Annotated in this window: 21 protein-coding genes; 5 read left to right on the top strand and 16 right to left on the bottom strand. The window is 60.8% G+C overall.

Going from position 1 to position 19064, the window contains the following annotated elements:
- Nucleotides 1-216: 216 nt before the first annotated feature.
- From PKE98_RS05370 to PKE98_RS05380, 3 genes are all read right to left on the bottom strand, one after another.
- A complete protein-coding gene (locus PKE98_RS05370) occupies nucleotides 217-1605 on the bottom strand; it encodes a TIGR01777 family oxidoreductase (RefSeq protein WP_271194237.1) in 1389 nt (462 codons plus the stop codon).
- Nucleotides 1606-1697: 92 nt separating this feature from the next.
- Complete coding sequence (locus PKE98_RS05375; RefSeq protein WP_271194238.1) at nucleotides 1698-1910, bottom strand: FecR/PupR family sigma factor regulator; 213 nt, start codon at nucleotides 1908-1910, stop codon at nucleotides 1698-1700.
- A 114-nt stretch (nucleotides 1911-2024) separates the two neighbouring features.
- Nucleotides 2025-3359, bottom strand: coding sequence for an aminotransferase-like domain-containing protein (locus PKE98_RS05380; RefSeq protein WP_271194239.1), 1335 nt, complete (start codon nucleotides 3357-3359; stop codon nucleotides 2025-2027).
- A gap of 85 nt (nucleotides 3360-3444) precedes the next feature.
- Between PKE98_RS05380 and PKE98_RS05385 the strand changes: the two genes are divergently transcribed.
- The 3 genes from PKE98_RS05385 (at nucleotide 3445) to PKE98_RS05395 (ending at nucleotide 4780) form a co-directional block, all read left to right on the top strand.
- Nucleotides 3445-4041 carry a DJ-1/PfpI family protein gene (locus tag PKE98_RS05385; RefSeq protein ID WP_271194240.1) on the top strand — a complete coding sequence of 199 codons (597 nt, stop codon included), beginning with the start codon at nucleotides 3445-3447 and terminating at the stop codon, nucleotides 4039-4041.
- 92 nt (nucleotides 4042-4133) lie between these two features.
- On the top strand, nucleotides 4134-4487 hold the full coding sequence (locus PKE98_RS05390) for a type II toxin-antitoxin system RelE/ParE family toxin (protein WP_271194241.1): 354 nt from the start codon (nucleotides 4134-4136) through the stop codon (nucleotides 4485-4487).
- Entirely contained in the window at nucleotides 4487-4780 is a 294-nt protein-coding gene (locus PKE98_RS05395; protein WP_271194242.1) for a helix-turn-helix domain-containing protein, read from the top strand. The genes PKE98_RS05390 and PKE98_RS05395 overlap by 1 nt, the downstream gene beginning before the upstream one ends.
- Here the strand turns inward: PKE98_RS05395 and PKE98_RS05400 are convergent.
- Together PKE98_RS05400 and PKE98_RS05405 are read right to left on the bottom strand one after the other, a co-directional pair.
- Nucleotides 4777-5046: a DUF1652 domain-containing protein gene (locus PKE98_RS05400; protein WP_271194243.1), complete on the bottom strand. Its 270-nt coding sequence runs from the start codon at nucleotides 5044-5046 to the stop codon at nucleotides 4777-4779. The genes PKE98_RS05395 and PKE98_RS05400 overlap by 4 nt on opposite strands.
- Nucleotides 5047-5145: 99 nt before the next feature.
- Nucleotides 5146-6090 carry a cupin domain-containing protein gene (locus PKE98_RS05405; protein WP_271194244.1) on the bottom strand — a complete coding sequence of 315 codons (945 nt, stop codon included), beginning with the start codon at nucleotides 6088-6090 and terminating at the stop codon, nucleotides 5146-5148.
- A gap of 127 nt (nucleotides 6091-6217) precedes the next feature.
- Here PKE98_RS05405 and PKE98_RS05410 point away from each other — a divergent pair, with 127 nt between their 5' ends.
- Both PKE98_RS05410 and PKE98_RS05415 read left to right on the top strand, forming a co-directional pair.
- Nucleotides 6218-6559 (top strand): carboxymuconolactone decarboxylase family protein, encoded by a 342-nt coding sequence (locus PKE98_RS05410; protein ID WP_271194245.1) that lies wholly within the window; start codon nucleotides 6218-6220, stop codon nucleotides 6557-6559.
- Nucleotides 6560-6737: 178 nt separating this feature from the next.
- Complete coding sequence (locus PKE98_RS05415) at nucleotides 6738-8084, top strand: putative bifunctional diguanylate cyclase/phosphodiesterase (RefSeq protein WP_271194246.1); 1347 nt, start codon at nucleotides 6738-6740, stop codon at nucleotides 8082-8084.
- Between the two features lie 2 nt (nucleotides 8085-8086).
- Here the strand turns inward: PKE98_RS05415 and PKE98_RS05420 are convergent, their stop codons facing one another.
- From PKE98_RS05420 to PKE98_RS05470, 11 genes are all read right to left on the bottom strand, one after another.
- Nucleotides 8087-9079, bottom strand: a complete 993-nt coding sequence (locus PKE98_RS05420; RefSeq protein WP_271194247.1) for an MBL fold metallo-hydrolase — start codon at nucleotides 9077-9079, stop codon at nucleotides 8087-8089.
- Nucleotides 9080-9267: 188 nt separating this feature from the next.
- Nucleotides 9268-10524, bottom strand: coding sequence for an OprD family porin (locus PKE98_RS05425; RefSeq protein WP_271194248.1), 1257 nt, complete (start codon nucleotides 10522-10524; stop codon nucleotides 9268-9270).
- 414 nt (nucleotides 10525-10938) lie between these two features.
- Entirely contained in the window at nucleotides 10939-12090 is a 1152-nt protein-coding gene (locus PKE98_RS05430; RefSeq protein ID WP_271194249.1) for a TIGR03364 family FAD-dependent oxidoreductase, read from the bottom strand.
- Nucleotides 12091-12278: 188 nt separating this feature from the next.
- Nucleotides 12279-13298: a putative 2-aminoethylphosphonate ABC transporter substrate-binding protein gene (locus PKE98_RS05435; RefSeq protein WP_271194250.1), complete on the bottom strand. Its 1020-nt coding sequence runs from the start codon at nucleotides 13296-13298 to the stop codon at nucleotides 12279-12281.
- A gap of 57 nt (nucleotides 13299-13355) precedes the next feature.
- Nucleotides 13356-15056, bottom strand: a complete 1701-nt coding sequence (locus PKE98_RS05440) for a putative 2-aminoethylphosphonate ABC transporter permease subunit (RefSeq protein WP_271194251.1) — start codon at nucleotides 15054-15056, stop codon at nucleotides 13356-13358.
- Between the two features lie 11 nt (nucleotides 15057-15067).
- Nucleotides 15068-16123: a putative 2-aminoethylphosphonate ABC transporter ATP-binding protein gene (locus tag PKE98_RS05445; protein WP_271194252.1), complete on the bottom strand. Its 1056-nt coding sequence runs from the start codon at nucleotides 16121-16123 to the stop codon at nucleotides 15068-15070.
- Nucleotides 16124-16266: 143 nt separating this feature from the next.
- Nucleotides 16267-17130 (bottom strand): LysR family transcriptional regulator, encoded by an 864-nt coding sequence (locus PKE98_RS05450; protein ID WP_271194253.1) that lies wholly within the window; start codon nucleotides 17128-17130, stop codon nucleotides 16267-16269.
- A gap of 97 nt (nucleotides 17131-17227) precedes the next feature.
- Complete coding sequence (locus PKE98_RS05455) at nucleotides 17228-17536, bottom strand: DUF6482 family protein (RefSeq protein ID WP_271194254.1); 309 nt, start codon at nucleotides 17534-17536, stop codon at nucleotides 17228-17230.
- 186 nt (nucleotides 17537-17722) lie between these two features.
- Complete coding sequence (locus tag PKE98_RS05460) at nucleotides 17723-18250, bottom strand: GNAT family N-acetyltransferase (protein ID WP_271194255.1); 528 nt, start codon at nucleotides 18248-18250, stop codon at nucleotides 17723-17725.
- 83 nt (nucleotides 18251-18333) lie between these two features.
- On the bottom strand, nucleotides 18334-18621 hold the full coding sequence (locus PKE98_RS05465) for a HigA family addiction module antitoxin (protein ID WP_271194256.1): 288 nt from the start codon (nucleotides 18619-18621) through the stop codon (nucleotides 18334-18336).
- Nucleotides 18622-18635: 14 nt separating this feature from the next.
- Nucleotides 18636-18914, bottom strand: a complete 279-nt coding sequence (locus tag PKE98_RS05470; protein WP_271194257.1) for a type II toxin-antitoxin system RelE/ParE family toxin — start codon at nucleotides 18912-18914, stop codon at nucleotides 18636-18638.
- Between the last annotated feature and the right edge of the window lie 150 nt (nucleotides 18915-19064).

Below are 19064 nucleotides of genomic sequence, written 5' to 3' on the forward strand. Positions count from 1 at the left end.
GTTCTTCAACATTAGCGGGGCGATCAGCCGGTGGAAAGGCGCAACGGGCCATGGCGGTGCGCTTGGTATTAATGACGTTGATGCGCTGGTAGTCGATAAACGCTGCACCGGCGGCATATTGGTTAAGGCTGCAGATGGCAGGTAAGTGATTTGCCGAGGCCACGCCTGTTTCAGTTTGCCGCAGGTCGAGTGCGTTGCGATTCAGGCGTGGTTCGGTCAGGCCAGATCCCGAAGGGCATCTTCCAACTGCGGAAAACGAAACACGTACCCAGCCTCGATCAATCGGGTTGGCTTCACGTTCTGGCCATCGACAAACAGCTCGGCCATTTCCCCGGCCAGCAGACGAATCGGCGCGCTTGGCACATGCAGCCAAACCGGTCGGTTGAGGACCTTACCAGCTGTGGTCGCGAACTCGGACTGGCTGATAGCATCGGGCGCAACCAGGTTGTAAACGCCGCGCATGCTGGTGTCATGCAGCGCCCGAGCGATCACCTGCAATACATCGTCGCGGTGAATCCAACTCAAGACTTGGGAGCCGCTGCCCACGCGCCCGCCCATGCCGAAGCGGTGGGGCAACAGCAACGGACGCAGCGCACCACCTGGGCCGAATACCACCCCCAAGCGCATCACCACTTGGCGCACGCCGGCGTCGGTGACGGGCTGGTTCGCCGCTTCCCAGCGTGAGCAGAGCTCGGCCATAAAACCACGGCCTTGCGCGCTGTCTTCGCTGAGCAACTCTTGGGGGTTGCGCACGCCGTAGTAGCCGATGGCGGAAGCTTGTATCCATACCTGCGGTTTGTGCCGAGCCGTGTTGAGCCAGGCAACCAGGGTTTGACTAACGCCCTCGCGACTGGCCAGCAATTGCTTTTGCCGAGCCGGCGTCCAGCGAGGGCCGGCCACGGGCGCACCGGCCAGGTTGATAACGGCGTCGAAGGTATCGAATTCGTTAAGCGCGGCAAGCGTGGCGATGCAGCGCGCGCGGCCGTTGAACAGCGTAGCTGCACGCAGTGGGTCGCGGGCGAATACACAGACGTTATGGCCTGCATCCAGCAGATCGTTGACCAGGGTTTCACCGATAAATCCGGTGCCGCCGGTGATCAGTACGCGCAGGTAGGGAATACCTGCAAAGGGGTTGGGCTTGCTGGCGGCACGAACCGCCGGGCGACCGTCATGGCGATAGAGCCAAGCCAACGGTACAAGCAAGGCAATCACCGCGATGCTATCGACCCACGCATGCGCCCGGATACCCAACTGCAACGAAATCCAGATGTCCTGTGGCGCCCACAGCACGATACCGGCGATCAGCCCGCCCCAGGCCGCGCGGCTTTGATGGCGATTGCCCAGGTACACCAAGACACCCATGAAAACCGCATAGCTCTGCACCGTGACGCCGAACAGCGCGAGCCACCATACCTGCATACCGCGCGCAGCAGTTGGCACATCCTGGCCCCAGAAGGCCAATTCAATGCTGCGGTGGTAACTCTCGAAAATAGGCCAATTGCCCCACCAACTGAAGACGAAGCCGCCCAGCAAATGGAGGAACGCCACTGCGTAGAGCCAGCGTACAAGCCACACCCGTAAGGTACTGCTATCGACCTGCTGCATCACTCCAGACTCCTGTCAGGCTTTGGTTGCCTGGTGGCAGCATAGCAGTGGTGCAGTGCCTTTCGCAGACGCAATGCTGCTGCGTAGCCGCCTTACAGCCGTTGTTTCATTACCGCTGGCAATCGCTCGGACTGGTCCCAGATCTCGAGCATCTTGGCGTACTCAAAGGCGTGCTCGGGGTTTGTCTGTACCCACACTGCAAACGCCTGGCGTTCAGCTACGCCGCAGTCTTCTTCGTGTAGGCGCAGCACCCAGTACGCCGCTTTTTTGATCACCGAGTTATTCGCTGGATCTCGCTCATTCATAGCCATTGCCGCTCGGGTGGGGTGAGTTACCGTTCAACGCTTAGCCCGCAAATTACCCGGCGGCTTGGCAAAATTTCGTTAAATGCCCTCGTGTTCCATCGCTTTTGAAATTGGCTAATAGGTGTGACGCTCGATCACATCCCTGACCGTCTGCAATGCCTGGGGCAACACGTCCAATGTCAGTGAACCCAATGCCAGGCGCAGGGCATGCGGCACCTGCGCCGCGGTACAAAAGGGCTCGGCTGTGGACACCGACACGCCTTGCTGTAACAGGGCCATGGCCACCTGATCGGCACGCACGTCTTCGCCCAGCGGCAGCCAGACGAAATAGGATGCGGGATGGGCCACCAGCGGCAGCCCTGCCAGCACGCGGCGAGCGATCGCCTGGCGCTGGCAAGCGTCGTCGCGCTTCTGCGCCTCCAGTTGCGCCACGGTGCCGTCTTCCAGCCAGCGGCAGGCAATAGCCGTCATCACGCTTGGCGTATTCCAGGTAGTGGCGCGAATGCAGCGCTCCAGCGCCGGCACCCAGGCGCTGGGCGCTGCGACGAAGCCCACACGCAAACCCGTTGCCACGCTTTTGGAAAAGCCTGAGATATACACCGTGCGCTCCGGTGCCAGCGTGGCAAGCGGTGGCGGCGGGTTGTCAGCGAGAAAGGCGTACGCCGCGTCTTCGATAATCAGCAGCCCGTGCTCGCGGGCAATGGTCGCCAACTGCTCGCGGGTAGGCAGGTCCAGCACCCAGCCCAGAGGATTGTGCAGGGTGGGCATGCAATACACTGCACGCACCCGACGGGTTTTGCACAGCTGGCGCAGAGCGTTGAGGTCCGGGCCATCGGCGCCGGCAGCAATGGGCGCCAGTTCCAGGCGATAGGTTTCGGCCAGCACCTTGAAACCGGAGTAGGTCAGGGCATCCACCGCAATCACGTCACCGGGGTGCAGCAACGCCATCGCGGTGATTGCCAGGCCATGCTGGGCACCGCTCACCAGCAGGACGTTCTCGGCTTGGACGTCTATGCCGCGGTCGCGCAAATGGGCGGCCACCGCCTGTTGCTCATGCTGGCGCCCGGCATGCGGCTGGTAGCGCAGTAGCGCTTCCATATCACCGGCCACAGCGAGCTCGCGCAGGGCTTTGCGCAGCAGGTTGGCCTGGCCGGGCAGGGCGGGGTAGTTGAAGTTGAGGTCGAGCATATCCGGGTTGCTGGCCGGCTGATCGATGCCCAAGCCTGGTGGCAGCGCCGTCTCGCGGACAAAGGTGCCCCGCCCGGTTTCGCCGCTTACCAATCCCATGCTTTCCAGTTCGCTGTACACGCGTGTGGCCGTGGCCAATGCGATGCCGTGCGACCGCGCCAGCTGGCGGTGGGTCGGCAGACGAGTGCCGGGAATTAACTGGCCACCGCGAATGTCGGCGGCCAGGCGGTCTACCACTTGCTTATAGCGGGCTCGAGGCATGGGTGAATGTATCCATGACAATATTTTGATTGTGCTGAATATGGCTGACTAAGATCGGCTTTCGCAACCCACCAAAGAGCCCGCCATGCACATCGCCATCCTCACGTTCGACGGCTTTAACGAACTCGACTCACTGATTCCTTTCGGCATTTTGCAGCGGGTAAAAACGCCGGGCTGGCGGGTGTCGATTGCCAGCCCCACCCCGCAGGTGGTGTCGATGAACGGTGTAACGCTGCACGCGCAGATTTCGCTGCAAGAAGCCTGCGGCGCCGATGCGGTGTTAGTTGGCAGCGGCATGGCGACCCGCGAGGTGGTGGCCAACCCGGCGCTGATGGCGCAGCTGCAACTGGACCCGACACGCCAACTGATCGGCGCGCAATGCTCGGGCACGCTCATTCTGGCCAAGCTCGGCTTGTTGGAAGGCGGCGTCGCCTGCACCGACCTGACCACCAAACCGTGGGTGGTGGAAGCGGGTGTCGAGGTGCTGAACCAACCGTTCTTCGCCAACGGCAATGTCGCCACCGCGGGAGGCTGCCTGGCCTCGCAGTATCTGGCGACCTGGATGATTGCCCGGCTGGAAGGCCTGGAGGCGGCGAAAAGCGCCATGCACTACGTGGCGCCGGTGGGGGAGAAGGAGGTGTATGTGGAGCGGGCGATGGGGAATATCTCGCCGTACCTTTAACGGTGCTACCCGCTGTACCGGCGTCTGGTGCTTGCAGGGTTGCACTTAAATAGGTACAGTTTTGCTCAGGGCCAAGCGCAAGGAGTGCTGCAGTGGGCATCGATGGAGTGAAGTTGACGGTCCGGTTTTACCGGACGGCATCGGGTGTGGAGCCGGTGCTCGACTGGTTGCGAGATCAGAGTCTTGAAATTCGCAAGGCGGTCGGCACGGATATTAAAACCGTGCAAATCGGTTGGCCGTTAGGTATGCCGCTGGTGCGCAAAATGGCTGCCGACCTCTGGGAAATTCGTAGCCGTTTTCCAGCCGGTATCGCCCGGGTGCTATTTACGGTGGTGCGCACCGAAATGGTTTTGCTCCACGGGTTTATCAAAAAGTCCGAGGCCACACCGGCAGCCGATCTGGCCGTGGCTAAAAAACGCCATTCCATTCTTCGAGGTGATTCCTGATGAACAAGCACGTTGGCAGTGACTTCGACGCCTTTCTGGCCGAAGAGCAGTTGTTGGAAGAGGTCACAGCTGCGGCGTTGAAACGTGTGGTGGCCTGGCAGATCAGTCAGTTGATGAAGGCTCAGCGCGTGAGCAAGTCCGCGCTGGCGCAACGTATGCAAACCAGCCGTACTGTGGTGGGGCGCGTGCTGGATGCTGACGATGCCGGGCTTACCCTTGCGACCCTGGCCAACGCGGCCCGAGCGTTAGGTCAGCGGGTGGAAATACGCTTTGTGCCGGAGCCTGTTGCTTAACCGGCGTTACTGTCCGTTGTGCGCTGTGCCCGGAATTCCAGCACTTCGAGTTCAATCTCGATGGCATGGGCGATGATCATCACGTCGTCTTCGGACAGCGTGGTGCCGCAAGGAATGCAGGTGATAACCACCAAGTTTTCACCGCTTTGCGGGTCGTACACCCTGGCGGTCATGGACGTCGGCGAGCTCAACACCCCTTCAAAGCCCAGTGGCGCGAAGTGGTTTTGCAGCCGTGCACAGGCGGCGGGGAAGATCATTCTGGCCATTAATGACCCTCTGGGAAAAAACCGTCGGCGCAAAGGATAATTCAATCACGTGAATTGTGACAGGTTGCGCATTCTGGCTGCGGTTAATTTGATCCGTATCTAAATGCTCTGCCGCGTTATCTGTCTTGCCAGGGTCAGGCGTTGCCGGTAATGGGCAGGCGCTTCACCGGTCTGTTGCTTGAACACGCGGCTGAACGAGCTAAGGGTGGGATAACCCACCGCCGCGGCAATGTCGCCAATCGAAGCGGCACTGCGCTGTAAGAGTAGCTGAGCACGCGCCACGCGTAATTGCAGCAGCCAGGTCCCCGGCGCCACACCGGCAGCGGAGGTAAACGCGCGGACGAAACTGGCGCGCGACATGCTGGCCGTGGCCGCCAATGCCTCAACACTCCAGTCCTGGCTCAGATCTTCCAGCAGGGCCATCGCCGCCTTGGCCAGACGCTTGTCCCGCAGCAGCGCAAATACCCCCGGCAGGCCTTGCTGTTGTTCGCAGACATAGCGCAGCACCAGGGTAAACAGAATGACCGACAGCCCATCGACCACCGACTGATTGGCCAATTCGTCTCCTTCAGCCTCCAGGCGCATCAGGGTGATGATTGCCTGCAGCCGGTCGCGGTCGGCAGGCGCGTTGGCGTTGATCACCAACACCTCCGGCAGCGCCGCCAACAAGGTGGCGTGTGGGGTGTACTGGATGCGCCCGCAAAGCATATTCAGCACGCCCGAGCCTTGGTCCTGGCGCAATTGGGTGATGCGCCCGGTCTGTTGAATTTTGCGCAGCGTGCCTGGCTGCGACGCGGCTCTCGCGCCAGCCGCCAACACATGCACCGCACTGCGCGGCAGCAACACGATATCGCCAGCCGTGAGTGGCTGCGCCGTTTGGCCCGGCACCTCGAGACGGCAGGCGCCGTCCAGTATCAGGTGGTAGCTCGCCTGCCCGGCGGCCAGCGGCGGGTGGTCCAGCGCCCAGTCGCCTTGCAGGTGGCAGTTCAGGTCGAGCACGCCGCGCAGGTTGGCCAGGGTGATCAGGTGGTCAAAGGCATGCATTCGAGACGATTCGACAAGTGAATGAGCGCTGTGGAAAAGCCGGGCCGCTAAGCAGAGGCCAGACTCTGTATGTCGGCCACGTTCAGGCCATTGGCAAACCAAGCCCCCCAAAGTAGGAGAATCAATCATGCTCTTCAACTGGTCCGAATACGTTCCTGCCGTAAAGAAAGCCTTCGGCAAACTCGGCAAAGCCCACCCCAAAATGCTCCAGGCCTACGGCGCGCTCAGCGAAGCGGCGGCCGAGGGTGATGCGCTGGATGAGAAAACCCGCGAGCTGATATCCATTGCCGTGGCCATCACCACCCGCTGCGACGGCTGTATTGGCGTGCACGTGCAGGCCGCCCGCAAGGCGGGTGCCACCGAGGCAGAGCTTGCGCAAACGCTGGCAACGGCCATTTCGCTCAACGCCGGGGCGGCTTACGTTTACTCGCTGCGCGCGCTGGAAGCCTTTGAGCAACTGGAGGGCTGATAGCACGTCCGTACTTGGCGCAATGGATGGGGCTGACTATATTCCTTAACAAACGAGGTGCGACGGTCGCCTTGTCTGTAGCCCCTTCCAGTTGCCGCGCCGGTGCCGGCTCCTGTGCCGTAGGTGGCGTTAATCGGAGCCTTGTTCCCATGTTTTTCCCCCTCACTGGTCCAAACTGATGGCTCCCAAACGCCTTCAGCAGTTCTGGAACTCAGCAGACCTTGCCTTGATTCACCACCGCCGCGAACGGCGTATGCGCGTGCTCGCCAGCTTTGTGATGTGGGTATTGGGTGGTATCTGGGCGGTGTTTTTTTCCCTGCAAGGCCACTGGCTTATTGTTGCGATCGACCTGGTGTTGATGGGCACGGGGGTGGCCGTTTTCACCCTCAGCTGGCTGCATTTTGACCGCAGTGCCCGGCTGCTGCTGTTTGGTGTGTTGCTGCTGGTGATTGTCGGCATCTCGCTGGTGCTGGATGTGCCCAATGCGTTTATCCCACGTTCCACGCATCTGTATCTATTGCCGCTGGGCGTCGCCGCGATGATGGCGTTTCGCGACGAACCCACCTGGCTGCGCTACAGCGTGATTGCCGTGTGCCTGCTGAGTTTTGTCGGCCTGGCCGCCAGCTATTGGACGCCCTTGCCTGGCTTCAGCCTGCCCGATACCACCCGCAGCCCCGGCACCTGGGTGAACACCGGTGCGGCCATGCTCTGTCTGTTCGCCATGTTGCACGTACTGCAAACCGATGCGGTGCAGCGTTCGGCCTGGGAGGGCGAACTGCTTGAAGCCTTGTCCGCCCAGCAGTTTCAGCTGCACTACCAGCCGCAACTGGACAGCCACGGCAAAGTCATCGGCGCCGAAGGCTTGTTGCGTTGGTACCACCCGCAGCGCGGCATGATCCCGCCCGGCAAATTCATTCCCCATGCCGAAGAAACCGGTCTGATCATCCCCATCGGCAAATGGGTGCTGGAAACGGCCTGCGCTCAGTTGCGTTGCTGGAAGGATGACCCCGCACTCGCGCACCTGTGTCTGGCGGTGAATATCAGCCAGAAGCAATTCAACCAGGGCAGCTTTGAAACCGAAGTGTTCTCACTGATCAAGCGTTACGACATCGAACCCGGCCGCCTGCAACTGGAGATCACCGAAACCATGGTGGTCAAGGATATGGAAGAGCTGTCTCGCAAGATGACCAATCTGGTCAGCCTGGGTATTACCTTTGCACTGGATGACTTTGGCACCGGCTATTCGTCCTTGAGCCACCTGAAGCGGTTGCCGCTGAACAAGCTGAAAATCGACCAGTCGTTTGTCTTCGATGTGCTCACCGACCACAACAGCGAAGCCATCGTGCGCACCGTGATTGGCCTGGGTAACAACATGGGCCTGACGGTTATTGCCGAGGGTGTGGAAAACGCCGCTCAGCATCAATTTTTGCTCGACAACGGCTGCGAGCAATTCCAGGGCTACTTCTTCAGCAAACCGTTGCCGCTGGTTTCGTTTACCGAGTTCACCCTGGGCTGCAACGCCTGAAGTTATTTGAGCAGCGGCACGTTCGCTGCTCGCTGGTACGGGCCGTATTCCACCGGCACCCAGGCGAAACCCTTGCCCTCGACGCGAATGTGACCGATAGCCGGGAAGGGCAGGTGGGCGGCGGCAACCCAGATGTTGTCGTGGGCCACCTGGGTAAAGAGTTTTTTCCGCGCGGCGATGGCTTTGCTGCTGTCGTTATCAAAGCCGATGCTCACTTCAGGGTGAGCAAACTGCACGGCAAAGCTGTGGATGATGTCGCCCATAAACAGAATGCTTTGCCCGTTCGACGTGAACTGGTAGCCCGTGCTGCCCGGTGTATGCCCGGCCAGGTTCACCGTGGAAACCCCGGCAAGTGGAGCCTCGCCGAGGCCGAAGGTTTTCAGGCGGCCGGCGGTTACGTAAGGCGCGGTCGAGTTTTGGGCGATTTTGAAATAGCCCTTGGCTTCTTCAGGTGCTTTTTCCAGGTTGCTTTTGCTCAGCCAGAAATCGGCTTCGGCCTGCGCCGCATACACAACGGCATTGGCAAATACGGCCGCCCCTTTGTCATCCACCAACCCGCAGACGTGATCCAGGTGCATATGGGTCAGCAGAATCGTGTCGACTTGCTCGGGGCTATAACCCGCGGCGCGAATGGCCGCCGGCAACCCTCCGGCAGTGGCGCCGATGCAGTGGCCGGCACCGGTGTCGACCAGCACCAGATTCTTGCCAGTGTTGATCAGAAAAGCATTGAAGGCCGTCTGCACGCCCGCGCCCGTGATGTTCTTGCGCGCCAGCAGTGCGTGGATTTCTTTCTGCGACAAGCCTTTTAGCAGCGTCGGCCCCAGGTCGTTGTAGCCGTCAAACAGCGCAGTCACCTCATAGTCGCCCACGGCCAGACGTTGATAGCCGGGCGCCTGGGTTTTTAGCTGCGCAGGCGGCGTGGCTTGGGCGGCAAGGGGGGCGAGGCTGGCGCCCAACACCAGCAGGGGAGCGAAGAGGATGTTGAACGTGCGCATGCAAGGGTCTCCAGAGTAGCGGTCAGGAGACTCGATAGTGGCGCCCCGCGCGCGCTACGCATTGCATGGATGTGCTGAGCGGCGGTGAAACGCAAACGGGGCGAGCACTGCCTTTACGCGTGCTCGCCCCGTGTCATGCCAATACCTGACCGGGTTGCCCCGGCGCAGGTTTTCTGGGCGTGAGGTGCTTAGAAGATTTCCAGCGGGTACTCGACGAAGGCACGAATCTCGTTCAGGTTCGGGCCCACATCGCGGTCGGCACGGTAGATCGAGTTACGCAGCTTCAGCGACAGGTCTTTGAGCGAGCCATCCTGCACCACGTATTTCACCTGGTTGAAGAACTCGCGTTCGGTGCCGTCCTGCTCGCCGCCGGCATCGATATTGCTGCCGCGTACATAGGCGGTTTTGTAGCTCAGACCGGCAATGCCGTACTCGGCAAAATCCAGCTCGTAGCTCACCTGCCAGGACTGCTCGTCCTTGAGGTTGAAGTCCGAGTAGTAGGAGTTGGCCACGTAGATGGTGCTGCCGCCATCGCCGTAGTCGTAGGCGTAACCGGCATCACCACTGCTACGCTGGTGGGCGATGATAAAGGCGTGGGCACCCACGCTGTACTTGGCCGCCAGGCTCCACAGGGTGTTGCTGTCGTTGTTGCCGTCACCGCCGAAATCCAGGGCAGCTGTGGAGTTGTCGTCGTAGTCGGTGCGGTAGATGTTGAAGTCGAAATTCAACGCCTGGTCATCGCTCAACACCTGGGTGAAGTTTACGTTGCCGTAGTACTTCTTGAAGGTGTCTTCCACGTCGGAGTGATAGGCCGCCACGCTCAGCGCGTCGTTGACCGCGTAGGTACCGCCGATGACGTCGATGCTTTTCAGGCGGTTAGGGTCGCGAGACGAATCGCCCATCGGGCTATCGGCGGTGAAGCGACCGGCGTTCAGCTCCAGGCCCTCGATTTCCTTGCTGGTCACCAGGGTGCCGGTAAAGGACTGCGGCAGCAGGCGCGAGTCGTCATACGCCAGCACCGGCAGCGACGGGAACTGATTGCCGTAGCGCAGCACGGTGTTGGAGATGCGCATCTTCACCACACCACCGGCTTCGGAGGTGTCATCGACCGGGTGACCGTCGCTGTCGGTATCAAAAAACGCGCCGTAGTTACGACCGCGGCCGCTGTCCAGCTTGATGCCCAGCAGGCCATAGGCGTCAACGCCAAAACCCACGGTACCCTGGGTGAAACCGGACTCGAAGGTGCCAATGAAACCCTGGCCCCAGACCTTGGCATCGTTGGTGTGGTTCTTGTAGTCGCGGTTGAAGTAAGCGTTGCGCAGCAGAACGTTCAGGCTGCTGTCTTCGACAAAACCCTTGGCGTCGGATTGCTCACTGGCGTACGCCTGCGAAAGGCTCAGCGAGGCCAGCGCGCAGGCCAGCGCGATGCGTGTGCGATTGAACATAGGTGCTCCCCATATCAGGTTCTTGGCGTAAAGGTGTGGCAGGAGACTGCACGGCCATGGGAAGTCAGCGTAGCGAGACAGCCGACTTCGTGCGGGAAGTTATTAGCTATAGGAATTCCCAGCCTATGCAGTGGCTGGGATAAATACGCGTTCAATAACCATCGGTAAAACTGCTTATTTCAATTTTTACTATCGACAGTATTGATGGTCTATTTTGGCCCAAGAGGATTACCCTTGGCCTCGATGAAATCTCCAAGGTACTGAATTACGAGACTTATTCAGTACTTTGCTCCCTTCATCAACCTTTGGTTTTATTTGCCGCCTCAATTGGGGCGGCTTTTTTATGCCCAAAAGATTATCAGTTTTTTCGATTTATACGGCGAGAGGCTACCCCGCTGACGGGCCGTCCCGGGTTCACGCATGTGGCCAGGGACCTTCACCCAACAATGCCGCAACCGTGCGCTCACCCAGACCGAGCCCCACACTCATGCCCAGCCCGGTGTGCATCAATACGGCGGTCACGCCATCGGCGGCGCGCAGTACGCTGAACGGGCCGGGCCCGCGTGCCCCGTACACGCCTTGCCAGCGCTCGACCACTTCCACCTTCATGCCCAAGGTGGTTTCGGCGAGCTCCAACATGATGTCGTCCGTGCTCTGGGCATTGAAGGGCGAGGCGTCACTGCCGTAGTCATGGGAGTCGCCGATGATCAGCTCGCCATAGGGCGTGGGGCTGATCAGCAGATGAATACCCAGGCGCTCCAATTGCGGCTGTTCGCGACGCACCTCGCGGCGAATGGCATCGGCCTCGGGCAGGTCGCTGAAGGCGCCGTAGTGCGTGCAGCTAAGGCCGGTGAGTAGGGCGTGTTTCAGCGCCAGCGGCTGGCTGGGGCGTGCACGCAACATCTGCAGACGGCACACCTGCGGTTGCAGGCGAGCCATCTGCTCGGCCAGAAGGGTTTGGTAGTCGTGGCCGGAGCACACCAGAATATGCCGTGCGGTAAACCGCCCGGCGCTGGTCAATGCGCTGCCCGGTTCCACGTCGCGAACCAAGGTCGAAAAGTGAAACGCTACGCCATGGGCGCGGGCCAGGTAATCCACGATTTGCGGTACTGCTTCGCGCGAATACAGCTGCTGGTCATCGAGGCCGTGCAATGCTGCACGGTGGTGGCTGAAACGGCCGTCATACAGGGCGTTAAGCGCTTCACCGCGCAGCAGTTCAGTGCGGTAGCCCAGCTCTTCGCCACGGCCGTCGACGAAGGCTTGCACCAGCGCCTCCTCCGCTTCGGTGCGGGCAAACAGCAGCGAGCCTTGCTGGTACATATGCAACCCGGCGGCCTCGCCCAATTCGGCCCACAGCCCGCGCGCCTGGCGCGCCAGATTGAGCATCGCGCCCGGCGCCTGGCCGCCCACCAGGGCCTGGCCAAAATTGCGGATGGAGGCGCCAAGCGGCGTATGGCTGCGCTCGAATACCTTGACCTTGAGGCCACGTTTGGCGCCAGCCCAGGCATGGGCCAGGCCCAGAATCCCGGCGCCGACGATAAGCAGATCGCAGTCTTGCTCGGACATAAAAAACTCCAGATGCGGGTGCAGAAAAAAAAGACCTGCCTTTGTTACAGCCTGGTAATTGAAAGGGTTCTAAAACGTAGCGAGCGAAGGTCAGGCAAGGCAAAAGCGGGCGAAAAAAGCGGAGTTGGCTGTAGCCAATGAGCATTTTTGAGCCTGCTTTTAACGCCGCCTGACCGAGCGCAGTAGTTTTATTGCGGCAGCGGTTCCGACTTGCCGTCATAGCGCTTGCGCCACTCGGCCAGAATCTGGTCGCGGTTTTCCGAGGCCCAGTTGAAGTCGTTCTTAATCAGGCGCTGCTCGTAGTCAGCTGGCAGTTCCTGAAAGCGCTCGGCGATACCGGGTTGGGCCAAAACAGCGAAGTTGGCTTTGTACAGGTCCATGGCCTCGCGACTGGCGGAGAAGTCAGCCAGCTTTTTGGCAGCGGCCAGGTGGGCGGTGCCTTTGATGATGCCGGTGGCTTCGATTTCCCAACCCAGGCCTTCTTTGGGCAACACGATATCCAGCGGCGCGCCTTTGCGTTTGAGCTGTACAGCGGGGTACTCGAACGAGATACCAATCGGGAATTCGCCTGCGGCGGCGAGCTTGCACGGCTTGGAGCCGGAGTGGGTGTACTGGCCGATGTTGGCGTGCAGCTTGTCCATGTAGGCCCAGCCCTGCGCTTGGCCAAAGGTTTGCAGCCAGGCACTTACATCCAGGTAACCGGTACCGGAGGAGGCTGGGTTAGGCATCACGATCTTGTCTTTGTAGACCGGGTTGGTCAGGTCTTCCCATTTGGTCGGTTTGGGCAGGCCCTGCTTTTCGGCTTCTACGGTGTTGAAGCAAATGGTGGCGGCCCACACGTCCATGCCCACCCACGACGGCGGATTGGCAGCGTCGCGGTAGTTGCTGCCGATCTTGTCGAGGTTAGCCGGCGCATAGGCTTCGAGCATGCCTTGCTGTTTCAGAATGGCCAGGCTCGAGCCGGCCAGCCCCCAGACCACATCCGCCTGCGGGCGCTCTTTTTCGGCCAGCAGTTTGGCGGTGACGATGCCGGTGGAATCGCGCACCCATTTGATTTCGATGTCCGGGTTCTGCTTCTCGAACGCTGCTTTGTATGCCGTGAGTTGTTCCACTTCGAGGGCGGTGTACACGGTCAGCTCGGTGGCGGCTTGAGCGTGAAAGGCACAAGCAGCGAGTAGGCCGGCGGCCAGGGCGGTGCGTTTGAACATGGGGCAAACTCCTGATGGTGTTGCGTTGGCGTTGGTTATTCGGTTAACAGCTGCAGCTCAATGCCCCGGCGCTGGCTGACGCCAGGCTTGGGAGCGGCGCAATAGCCCGTGGGAAAGCCCGGCCAGCAGCAAGGAGACGCCGGCCGAGGTAAGCAAAATCAAGGTGGACATGGCCGCCGCGCCGCCCACATTGCCGGCGTCGTCCATGTTCAACACGGCCACGGCGGCGAGCACGCTGTCGGGGCTGTAGAGGAAGATTGCCGCCGACACCGTGGTCATTGCTGACACAAACAGGTAGCGAATAATGTCCAGCAGTGCCGGTAGGCAGATGGGTACCGTCACCCGCAGAAAGTGGCGCACCAGCGGCACCTTGAGCGACAGCGCTGCCGCTTCGAATTCGCCGTCGAGCTGGCGCAGGGCGGCAGCGGCGGTCATCTGCGCGGTGGTGAAGAAGTGCGCGATGGTGCACAGCACCAACAACGTCAGGGTGCCGTACAGGCCGTTTAATGGGTTATGGGGCTGGTTGAAGAAAAATACGTAGCCCAGCCCGAACACCAAACCCGGCACGGCCATCGGCACAAAGCTGAGTAAACGCAGGGCCTGGGTGAGAACGGTTTGCCGAGTTTTTTCAATCAGGTACGCGCCGGTAAAAATCACCACGCTGCCAAACAGCGCACTGCACACCGCCAGCAGCAGGCTATTGCGGTACGCCAGCCAGCCACCGGGCAGTTCGGAGAAGGCGTAATGGTCTAGCGCGAGCGAGAGGTTATACGGCCAAAACTTCACCAGGGAGGAGTAGATGGCCATGCCGAAGACGCCGAGCAGGGCCAGGCATATCAGCACCGTGATGGCCAGAAAGGCCAGGTCGCGGTTGAGCGACGGCTGGGGGTGATACACCTGCGCGCGGCCGCTCATGGCATCGCGCTGACGACGGCGCAGCCACAGGTCCACGGAGAAACTGAGCAGGGCCGGCAACAACAGCACCAGGCCGATCAGCGCACCGCGGCCGAACTGCTGTTGACCCACCACGGCTTTGTAAGCTTCCAGGGCCAGCACCTGGTAGTCGCCACCGACCACTACGGGCACGCCGAAATCAGTGATGCACAGGGTGAACACCAGGCACAGGGCGGCGAACACGCCTTGGCGGCTGCCCGACCAGGTGATGCTGCGAAAGGCTCGCCAGGGCGACGCGCCCATGCTCGAGGCCGCATCAAACAACCGCGCATCGGCCAGCGCGAGGGCAGAGAGCAACACCATCAGCGCATGGGGAAAGGTGTAAATGGCCTGGCCAATCACGATGCCCCAGAAGCCGTAGATATTGTCGGCAATCAACCCGCGCAGCACGCCCTGGTTGCCGAACAGGTAGATCAAGGCAATGCCCGGTAGCATCGACGGTGCCAGTAGCGGCAGCAGGGAAATACCGCGCCACAGGGGCTTGGCCACGATGCAGGTGCGTTGCAATGCATAGGCAAAGGCATACGCGAGCGGCACCACAATCAGGGCCACGGTCAGCGACACTTTCAGGCTGTTGCCCAGCAGCCAGCGGAAGTTGGCGCTGCTATACAGTGTGGCCGCGGCAGTCAGGCCGCCGCCTTGACTGGCATCACCGGCGAAACCGCGCCAGAGCATGGCGAGCAGCGGCAGCAATACGGTGAGCATTAACAGCAGCAACAACAGCCATTGGCCACCGCGCACAAACAGGCGGTCGGCCAGGTCGGCAGGTGCCTGACGACGGTACGGTGCGGCAGCGATATTCATGGCCCGCTCCATCAGGCGAACACCTGCAGGCTGCGCGGCGGCAAGGCGACCCAGATATCGGCACCGTTCAGGCGTGGCATGGCTTCAGGCGCAAGTTCGGCCAGCAGCGAATGGCCGGGCAGGGCATCCAGCTCAAAGCGCAGGCGGCAGCGGTTACCGAGGAAAGTCATCTCGCGCATCTGTGCCGAAAACAGGTTGTCTTCATGCACGGACGGGTTGACCACCACTGACTCCGGCCGACAGAACAACCGACCACGGGCATCGCCCGATAACAAGGTGGGCAGACGCAAGCTGATGTCGCCCACCTGCGCATGGCCATCGGTGCTGCGCTCGAACGGCAGCCAGTTACCCTGCCCGACAAACTCGGCCACAAATGGGGAGGCCGGGCTGCGGTAAATCTCCTGCGGGCTGGCGTATTGCTCCACGCGACCGTGGTTGATTACGGCAATGCGGTCGGCCATCAACATGGCCTCGTCCTGGTTGTGGGTCACCATCAAGGTGGTAATGCCCAGGCGTTTTTGCAGCTCGCGCAGCTCACCGCACAGGTGTTCGCGCACGCGGGCATCCAGGGCCGACATCGGTTCATCGAGCAGCAGCAGGGACGGCGCCGGCGCCAAGGCACGAGCGAGAGCGACGCGCTGCTGCTGGCCGCCGGACAGTTGGCCGGGGTATTTCTTTTCGCTGCCCAGCAGGCCGACCAGTTCAAGCATCTCGGCCACGCGTGCCTTGATGGTGGCGCGGCCGTCGCCATGGAGGCCGTAGCCGATGTTCTGCTCCACGGTCAGGTTGGGGAACAGCGCATACGACTGAAAAAGAATGCCGTAGTCGCGGGCCTGAGGTGGCAGCTCGGACACATCGCGAGCGCCGATCACGATGCTGCCGCTGTCCTGACGCTCCAGCCCGGCGATGCAACGCAACAAGGTGGTTTTGCCGCACCCCGAGGGGCCCAGCAGGCATACCAGTTCGCCGGCGGCGATATCCAGTGACACCCCATCCAGTGCCTTGAAGGCACCGAAGCCTTTATGGATGTTGCGGACCTGCATGTTCACGGAGTGGGAAAGGGCCATTGCAAAAACCTCTTGGCGCGACTGGGCTAGACCAGGGTCATGCTAAGGAAGTGATGCGAAGGCTTTGTGGCAGTTAGGCAAAACCTGGCGATAGCGGTATTGGTTATTTTTGTAGGGCGGATATTTCCATCGAGATATTTGCCCTAGGCCGGGCACTTCTCCCACGCCAGCTTCAGAAACGCCGCTGGCAACCGCGCATGACGGCGCTCTTTAAGGCAATACAGATACTCGGCAATCAACGGCGCACCTTCAAGTTCCACGACCTTAAGCTGCGGGTTATCCGGCACCTCGTGGCGGGCGATGATGCTGATGCCGATGTTGCGCAGCACGGCCTCGCGAATGGACTCGCGGCTGCCGATTTCCAGCAGTGGCCCCGGGGCAATGCCTGCCTCGCGCAATAGGGTTTCCGTGAGCGCACGGGTGGTGGAACCGACCTCGCGCATCAGCAGGCAGTGGCCGGCCAAGGCGCTCAATGGCACTCGGTTATGCACCGCCAAGGGATGGCTGCGATGCACGGCCAGCACCAACGGGTCGTGGCCCAGCACCAGACGGGTCAGGCGCGTGTCGTCCACCAATTGAGAGGAAGCCGCGAGGTCGACGCGGTAGTCCTCCAGCGCCTCGATCACTTCCTGGGAATTGCCGATGGTGAGGGTGACTTCGCACTGCGCAAACTGCTCACGAAAGCCGCGCACCAGATCCAACACGTAATACGGCGCCGTCGCGCCGATGCGCAACGCCCCCTGCACCTGGCCGCTGTTGCGCAGAAAGAACTCGATATCGGCTTCCTGCTGCAACAGGGTCTGCACCATGGGCAACAACCGTACGCCCTCATCGCTCAGGGTCAGACGGCGGCCGCCGCGGTAGAACAACTCCACGCCGTACTGGCCCTCCAGATTGCGAATCTGCGTGGTCACCGTGGGCTGGCTGAGGCCGAGTTTTTTCGCCGCCTGGGTGATGCTGCCCAGGCGGGCCACCATGTGGAAGGATTTGAGTTCGGCGCAGAGCATGGGGGAGTCGTCACCAAGGGCAGGATGCCCGAGGTGGCAACAGTATTAAAAAATCATGACGGTTATGTGACGCCGGGGTGAGTGCGTTGGGCGATAATTACCACGCCGAGCCCAGCGGAATGGGTTCGCGAAAGGGCGGCGTCGTGCCCAGGCTGCAACCGCACATTTCGGTGTGCACTTCGCAGTGCACCAGATGAAATGGCACCGTCGCCGGCAACCCTTCCAACAGCTCCCTGGCGTGGGTTACTGAACGCAAGCGCAGCATGGTGCCGTCTTGCATCCTGATTGAATGAATCTGCCCGTCGACCTGGGCCTGCAGCAGATAAATCCCACCCTCCAGCGACAACAATTCCAGCGCTTGCAGATCACCTACCGAGGCGTACTCGTAGATATCCTGAATATTCATGTTCGCGTCCCTCGCTCGCATGCTGCCGCGATAGCACAAGCCTCGCCGCCAGATACCGGTACGACACAAACCGGAGTGCCTGTTTTTAACCCTATTCGAGTTTTTCGGTTTGTATAGTTTTTGCGAGCGGAAAAACTGTGCTGTAAGGCCCATTCCAGGGCCTTCTATTGGAAATGAGCGCCAGCACTAAACCTTCGGCGAGGTGCGTTCGGCTCGATACACCCAACTCGGCGCCTGCCCCGGCACATCGTCCAGCGTATCGAGTCGCTGCATGCCGACCTTCTCCAGAACCCGTATCGAGGCCAGGTGAGCAGGGCGAACGATGGCAAATACTTCGGGCTTGCGCAGGTCCTCGAAGGCAAAGGCCAGTGACGCCGCCGCCAGTTCGCTGGCATACCCTTTACCCCAGGCGTGTTGGGCAAAACGGTAACCCAGGTTCAGGCGTTCCACCTCGCCGTACAGGCGCGGGGCGATGCCGCCAAAGCCAATCACCTGCTCCGGGTCGTGGTGCGTGCAGATGGCCCATTGGCCGTAGCCGTAGTGCTGCCAGTGGCCCAACCAGGCGCGCAACGCGTGTTCGGCGTGTTGCCTGTCGGTCATGGGGCCGGCGGGGTTGAATTGATTGGTGGCGGGGTCGGCATGGATGGCGTGGAACACCTCCAGGTCGGCAAGGGTGGGCGGGCGCAATAACAGGCGGACGGTGGTGTTGATCATGGGTAAGCGCATCAGCACGGCTTTGGTAGCGGCAACTTTAATGCCTGCTTTAGCGGGGATGCCATGAGTTGCTGCGCAATCGATTAATTCACCGATGCAAATCGTTCAATCGGCGGCTGTGGGCGGTGCTCGGCTTGCCAGATGTCGTAGCTCGCTTGTACCGCTAGCCAAAGGCGTGCGGTGCTGATGCCGGCGCGCTCTAGGCGCACAGCCAAGTCAGGACTGATTGGGGCATGGCCGTGAAGAATGCGCGAGAGTGTTTCGCGGGCAAAACCCAAGCGTCTGGCGAATTCGGCGATGCTGATATTCAGCGCTGGTAGAACATCTTCCAGCAGGGTTTCGCCCGGATGAGGCGGATTGAACATGCCCATGTCGGTACTCCTGTTTAGTGGTAATCCAGATAATCGACCAGCTCGATATCGTTGTTGATAAAGCGAAAGATCAGCCGCCAATTGCCGCTGACACTGAGCGACCAGAATTCAGCCAACTCACCACTGAGCGGGTGCAGCCGCCGGCCGGGAATTTCCAATTCGGCGGGTGTCGCAGCGTCGTCCATAAGTTGCAGCAGACGTGCCAGTCGTTTCGCATGATCGGCGCGTATTCCGCGGGTAGAGCCTGTTTCGTGGAATAGGCGCAAACCCTTGTGCTGAAAACTGACGATCATGTGCGTTGAGTGTGATGTACTGCATCACACTTTGCAAGGCGTGCTTGCAGGTAGTTGGCATCCATTTCCGTCTTTTCTCCCTGGCCCTAAGTGCGCCGCTGCCGCGCTGACAGCGGCGATCAACTATAGGGAGGGATGAAAATGAGCGTC

Origin of the sequence: Pseudomonas turukhanskensis (assembly GCF_027922365.1) — a bacterium.
GTDB lineage: Bacteria > Pseudomonadota > Gammaproteobacteria > Pseudomonadales > Pseudomonadaceae > Aquipseudomonas > Aquipseudomonas turukhanskensis.

Bases quoted from the DNA above. Each gene is read 5' to 3' on its own strand.
- PKE98_RS05370 (WP_271194237.1), bottom strand. From the start codon at position 1,605: ATGCAGCAGGTCGATAGCAGTACCTTACGGGTGTGGCTTGTACGCTGG.
- PKE98_RS05375 (WP_271194238.1), bottom strand. From the start codon at position 1,910: ATGAATGAGCGAGATCCAGCGAATAACTCGGTGATCAAAAAAGCGGCG.
- PKE98_RS05380 (WP_271194239.1), bottom strand. From the start codon at position 3,359: ATGCCTCGAGCCCGCTATAAGCAAGTGGTAGACCGCCTGGCCGCCGAC.
- PKE98_RS05385 (WP_271194240.1), top strand. From the start codon at position 3,445: ATGCACATCGCCATCCTCACGTTCGACGGCTTTAACGAACTCGACTCA.
- PKE98_RS05395 (WP_271194242.1), top strand. From the start codon at position 4,487: ATGAACAAGCACGTTGGCAGTGACTTCGACGCCTTTCTGGCCGAAGAG.
- PKE98_RS05400 (WP_271194243.1), bottom strand. From the start codon at position 5,046: ATGGCCAGAATGATCTTCCCCGCCGCCTGTGCACGGCTGCAAAACCAC.
- PKE98_RS05405 (WP_271194244.1), bottom strand. From the start codon at position 6,090: ATGCATGCCTTTGACCACCTGATCACCCTGGCCAACCTGCGCGGCGTG.
- PKE98_RS05410 (WP_271194245.1), top strand. From the start codon at position 6,218: ATGCTCTTCAACTGGTCCGAATACGTTCCTGCCGTAAAGAAAGCCTTC.
- PKE98_RS05415 (WP_271194246.1), top strand. From the start codon at position 6,738: ATGGCTCCCAAACGCCTTCAGCAGTTCTGGAACTCAGCAGACCTTGCC.
- PKE98_RS05420 (WP_271194247.1), bottom strand. From the start codon at position 9,079: ATGCGCACGTTCAACATCCTCTTCGCTCCCCTGCTGGTGTTGGGCGCC.
- PKE98_RS05425 (WP_271194248.1), bottom strand. From the start codon at position 10,524: ATGTTCAATCGCACACGCATCGCGCTGGCCTGCGCGCTGGCCTCGCTG.
- PKE98_RS05430 (WP_271194249.1), bottom strand. From the start codon at position 12,090: ATGTCCGAGCAAGACTGCGATCTGCTTATCGTCGGCGCCGGGATTCTG.
- PKE98_RS05435 (WP_271194250.1), bottom strand. From the start codon at position 13,298: ATGTTCAAACGCACCGCCCTGGCCGCCGGCCTACTCGCTGCTTGTGCC.
- PKE98_RS05440 (WP_271194251.1), bottom strand. From the start codon at position 15,056: ATGAATATCGCTGCCGCACCGTACCGTCGTCAGGCACCTGCCGACCTG.
- PKE98_RS05445 (WP_271194252.1), bottom strand. From the start codon at position 16,123: ATGGCCCTTTCCCACTCCGTGAACATGCAGGTCCGCAACATCCATAAA.
- PKE98_RS05450 (WP_271194253.1), bottom strand. From the start codon at position 17,130: ATGCTCTGCGCCGAACTCAAATCCTTCCACATGGTGGCCCGCCTGGGC.
- PKE98_RS05455 (WP_271194254.1), bottom strand. From the start codon at position 17,536: ATGAATATTCAGGATATCTACGAGTACGCCTCGGTAGGTGATCTGCAA.
- PKE98_RS05460 (WP_271194255.1), bottom strand. From the start codon at position 18,250: ATGATCAACACCACCGTCCGCCTGTTATTGCGCCCGCCCACCCTTGCC.
- PKE98_RS05465 (WP_271194256.1), bottom strand. From the start codon at position 18,621: ATGGGCATGTTCAATCCGCCTCATCCGGGCGAAACCCTGCTGGAAGAT.
- PKE98_RS05470 (WP_271194257.1), bottom strand. From the start codon at position 18,914: ATGATCGTCAGTTTTCAGCACAAGGGTTTGCGCCTATTCCACGAAACA.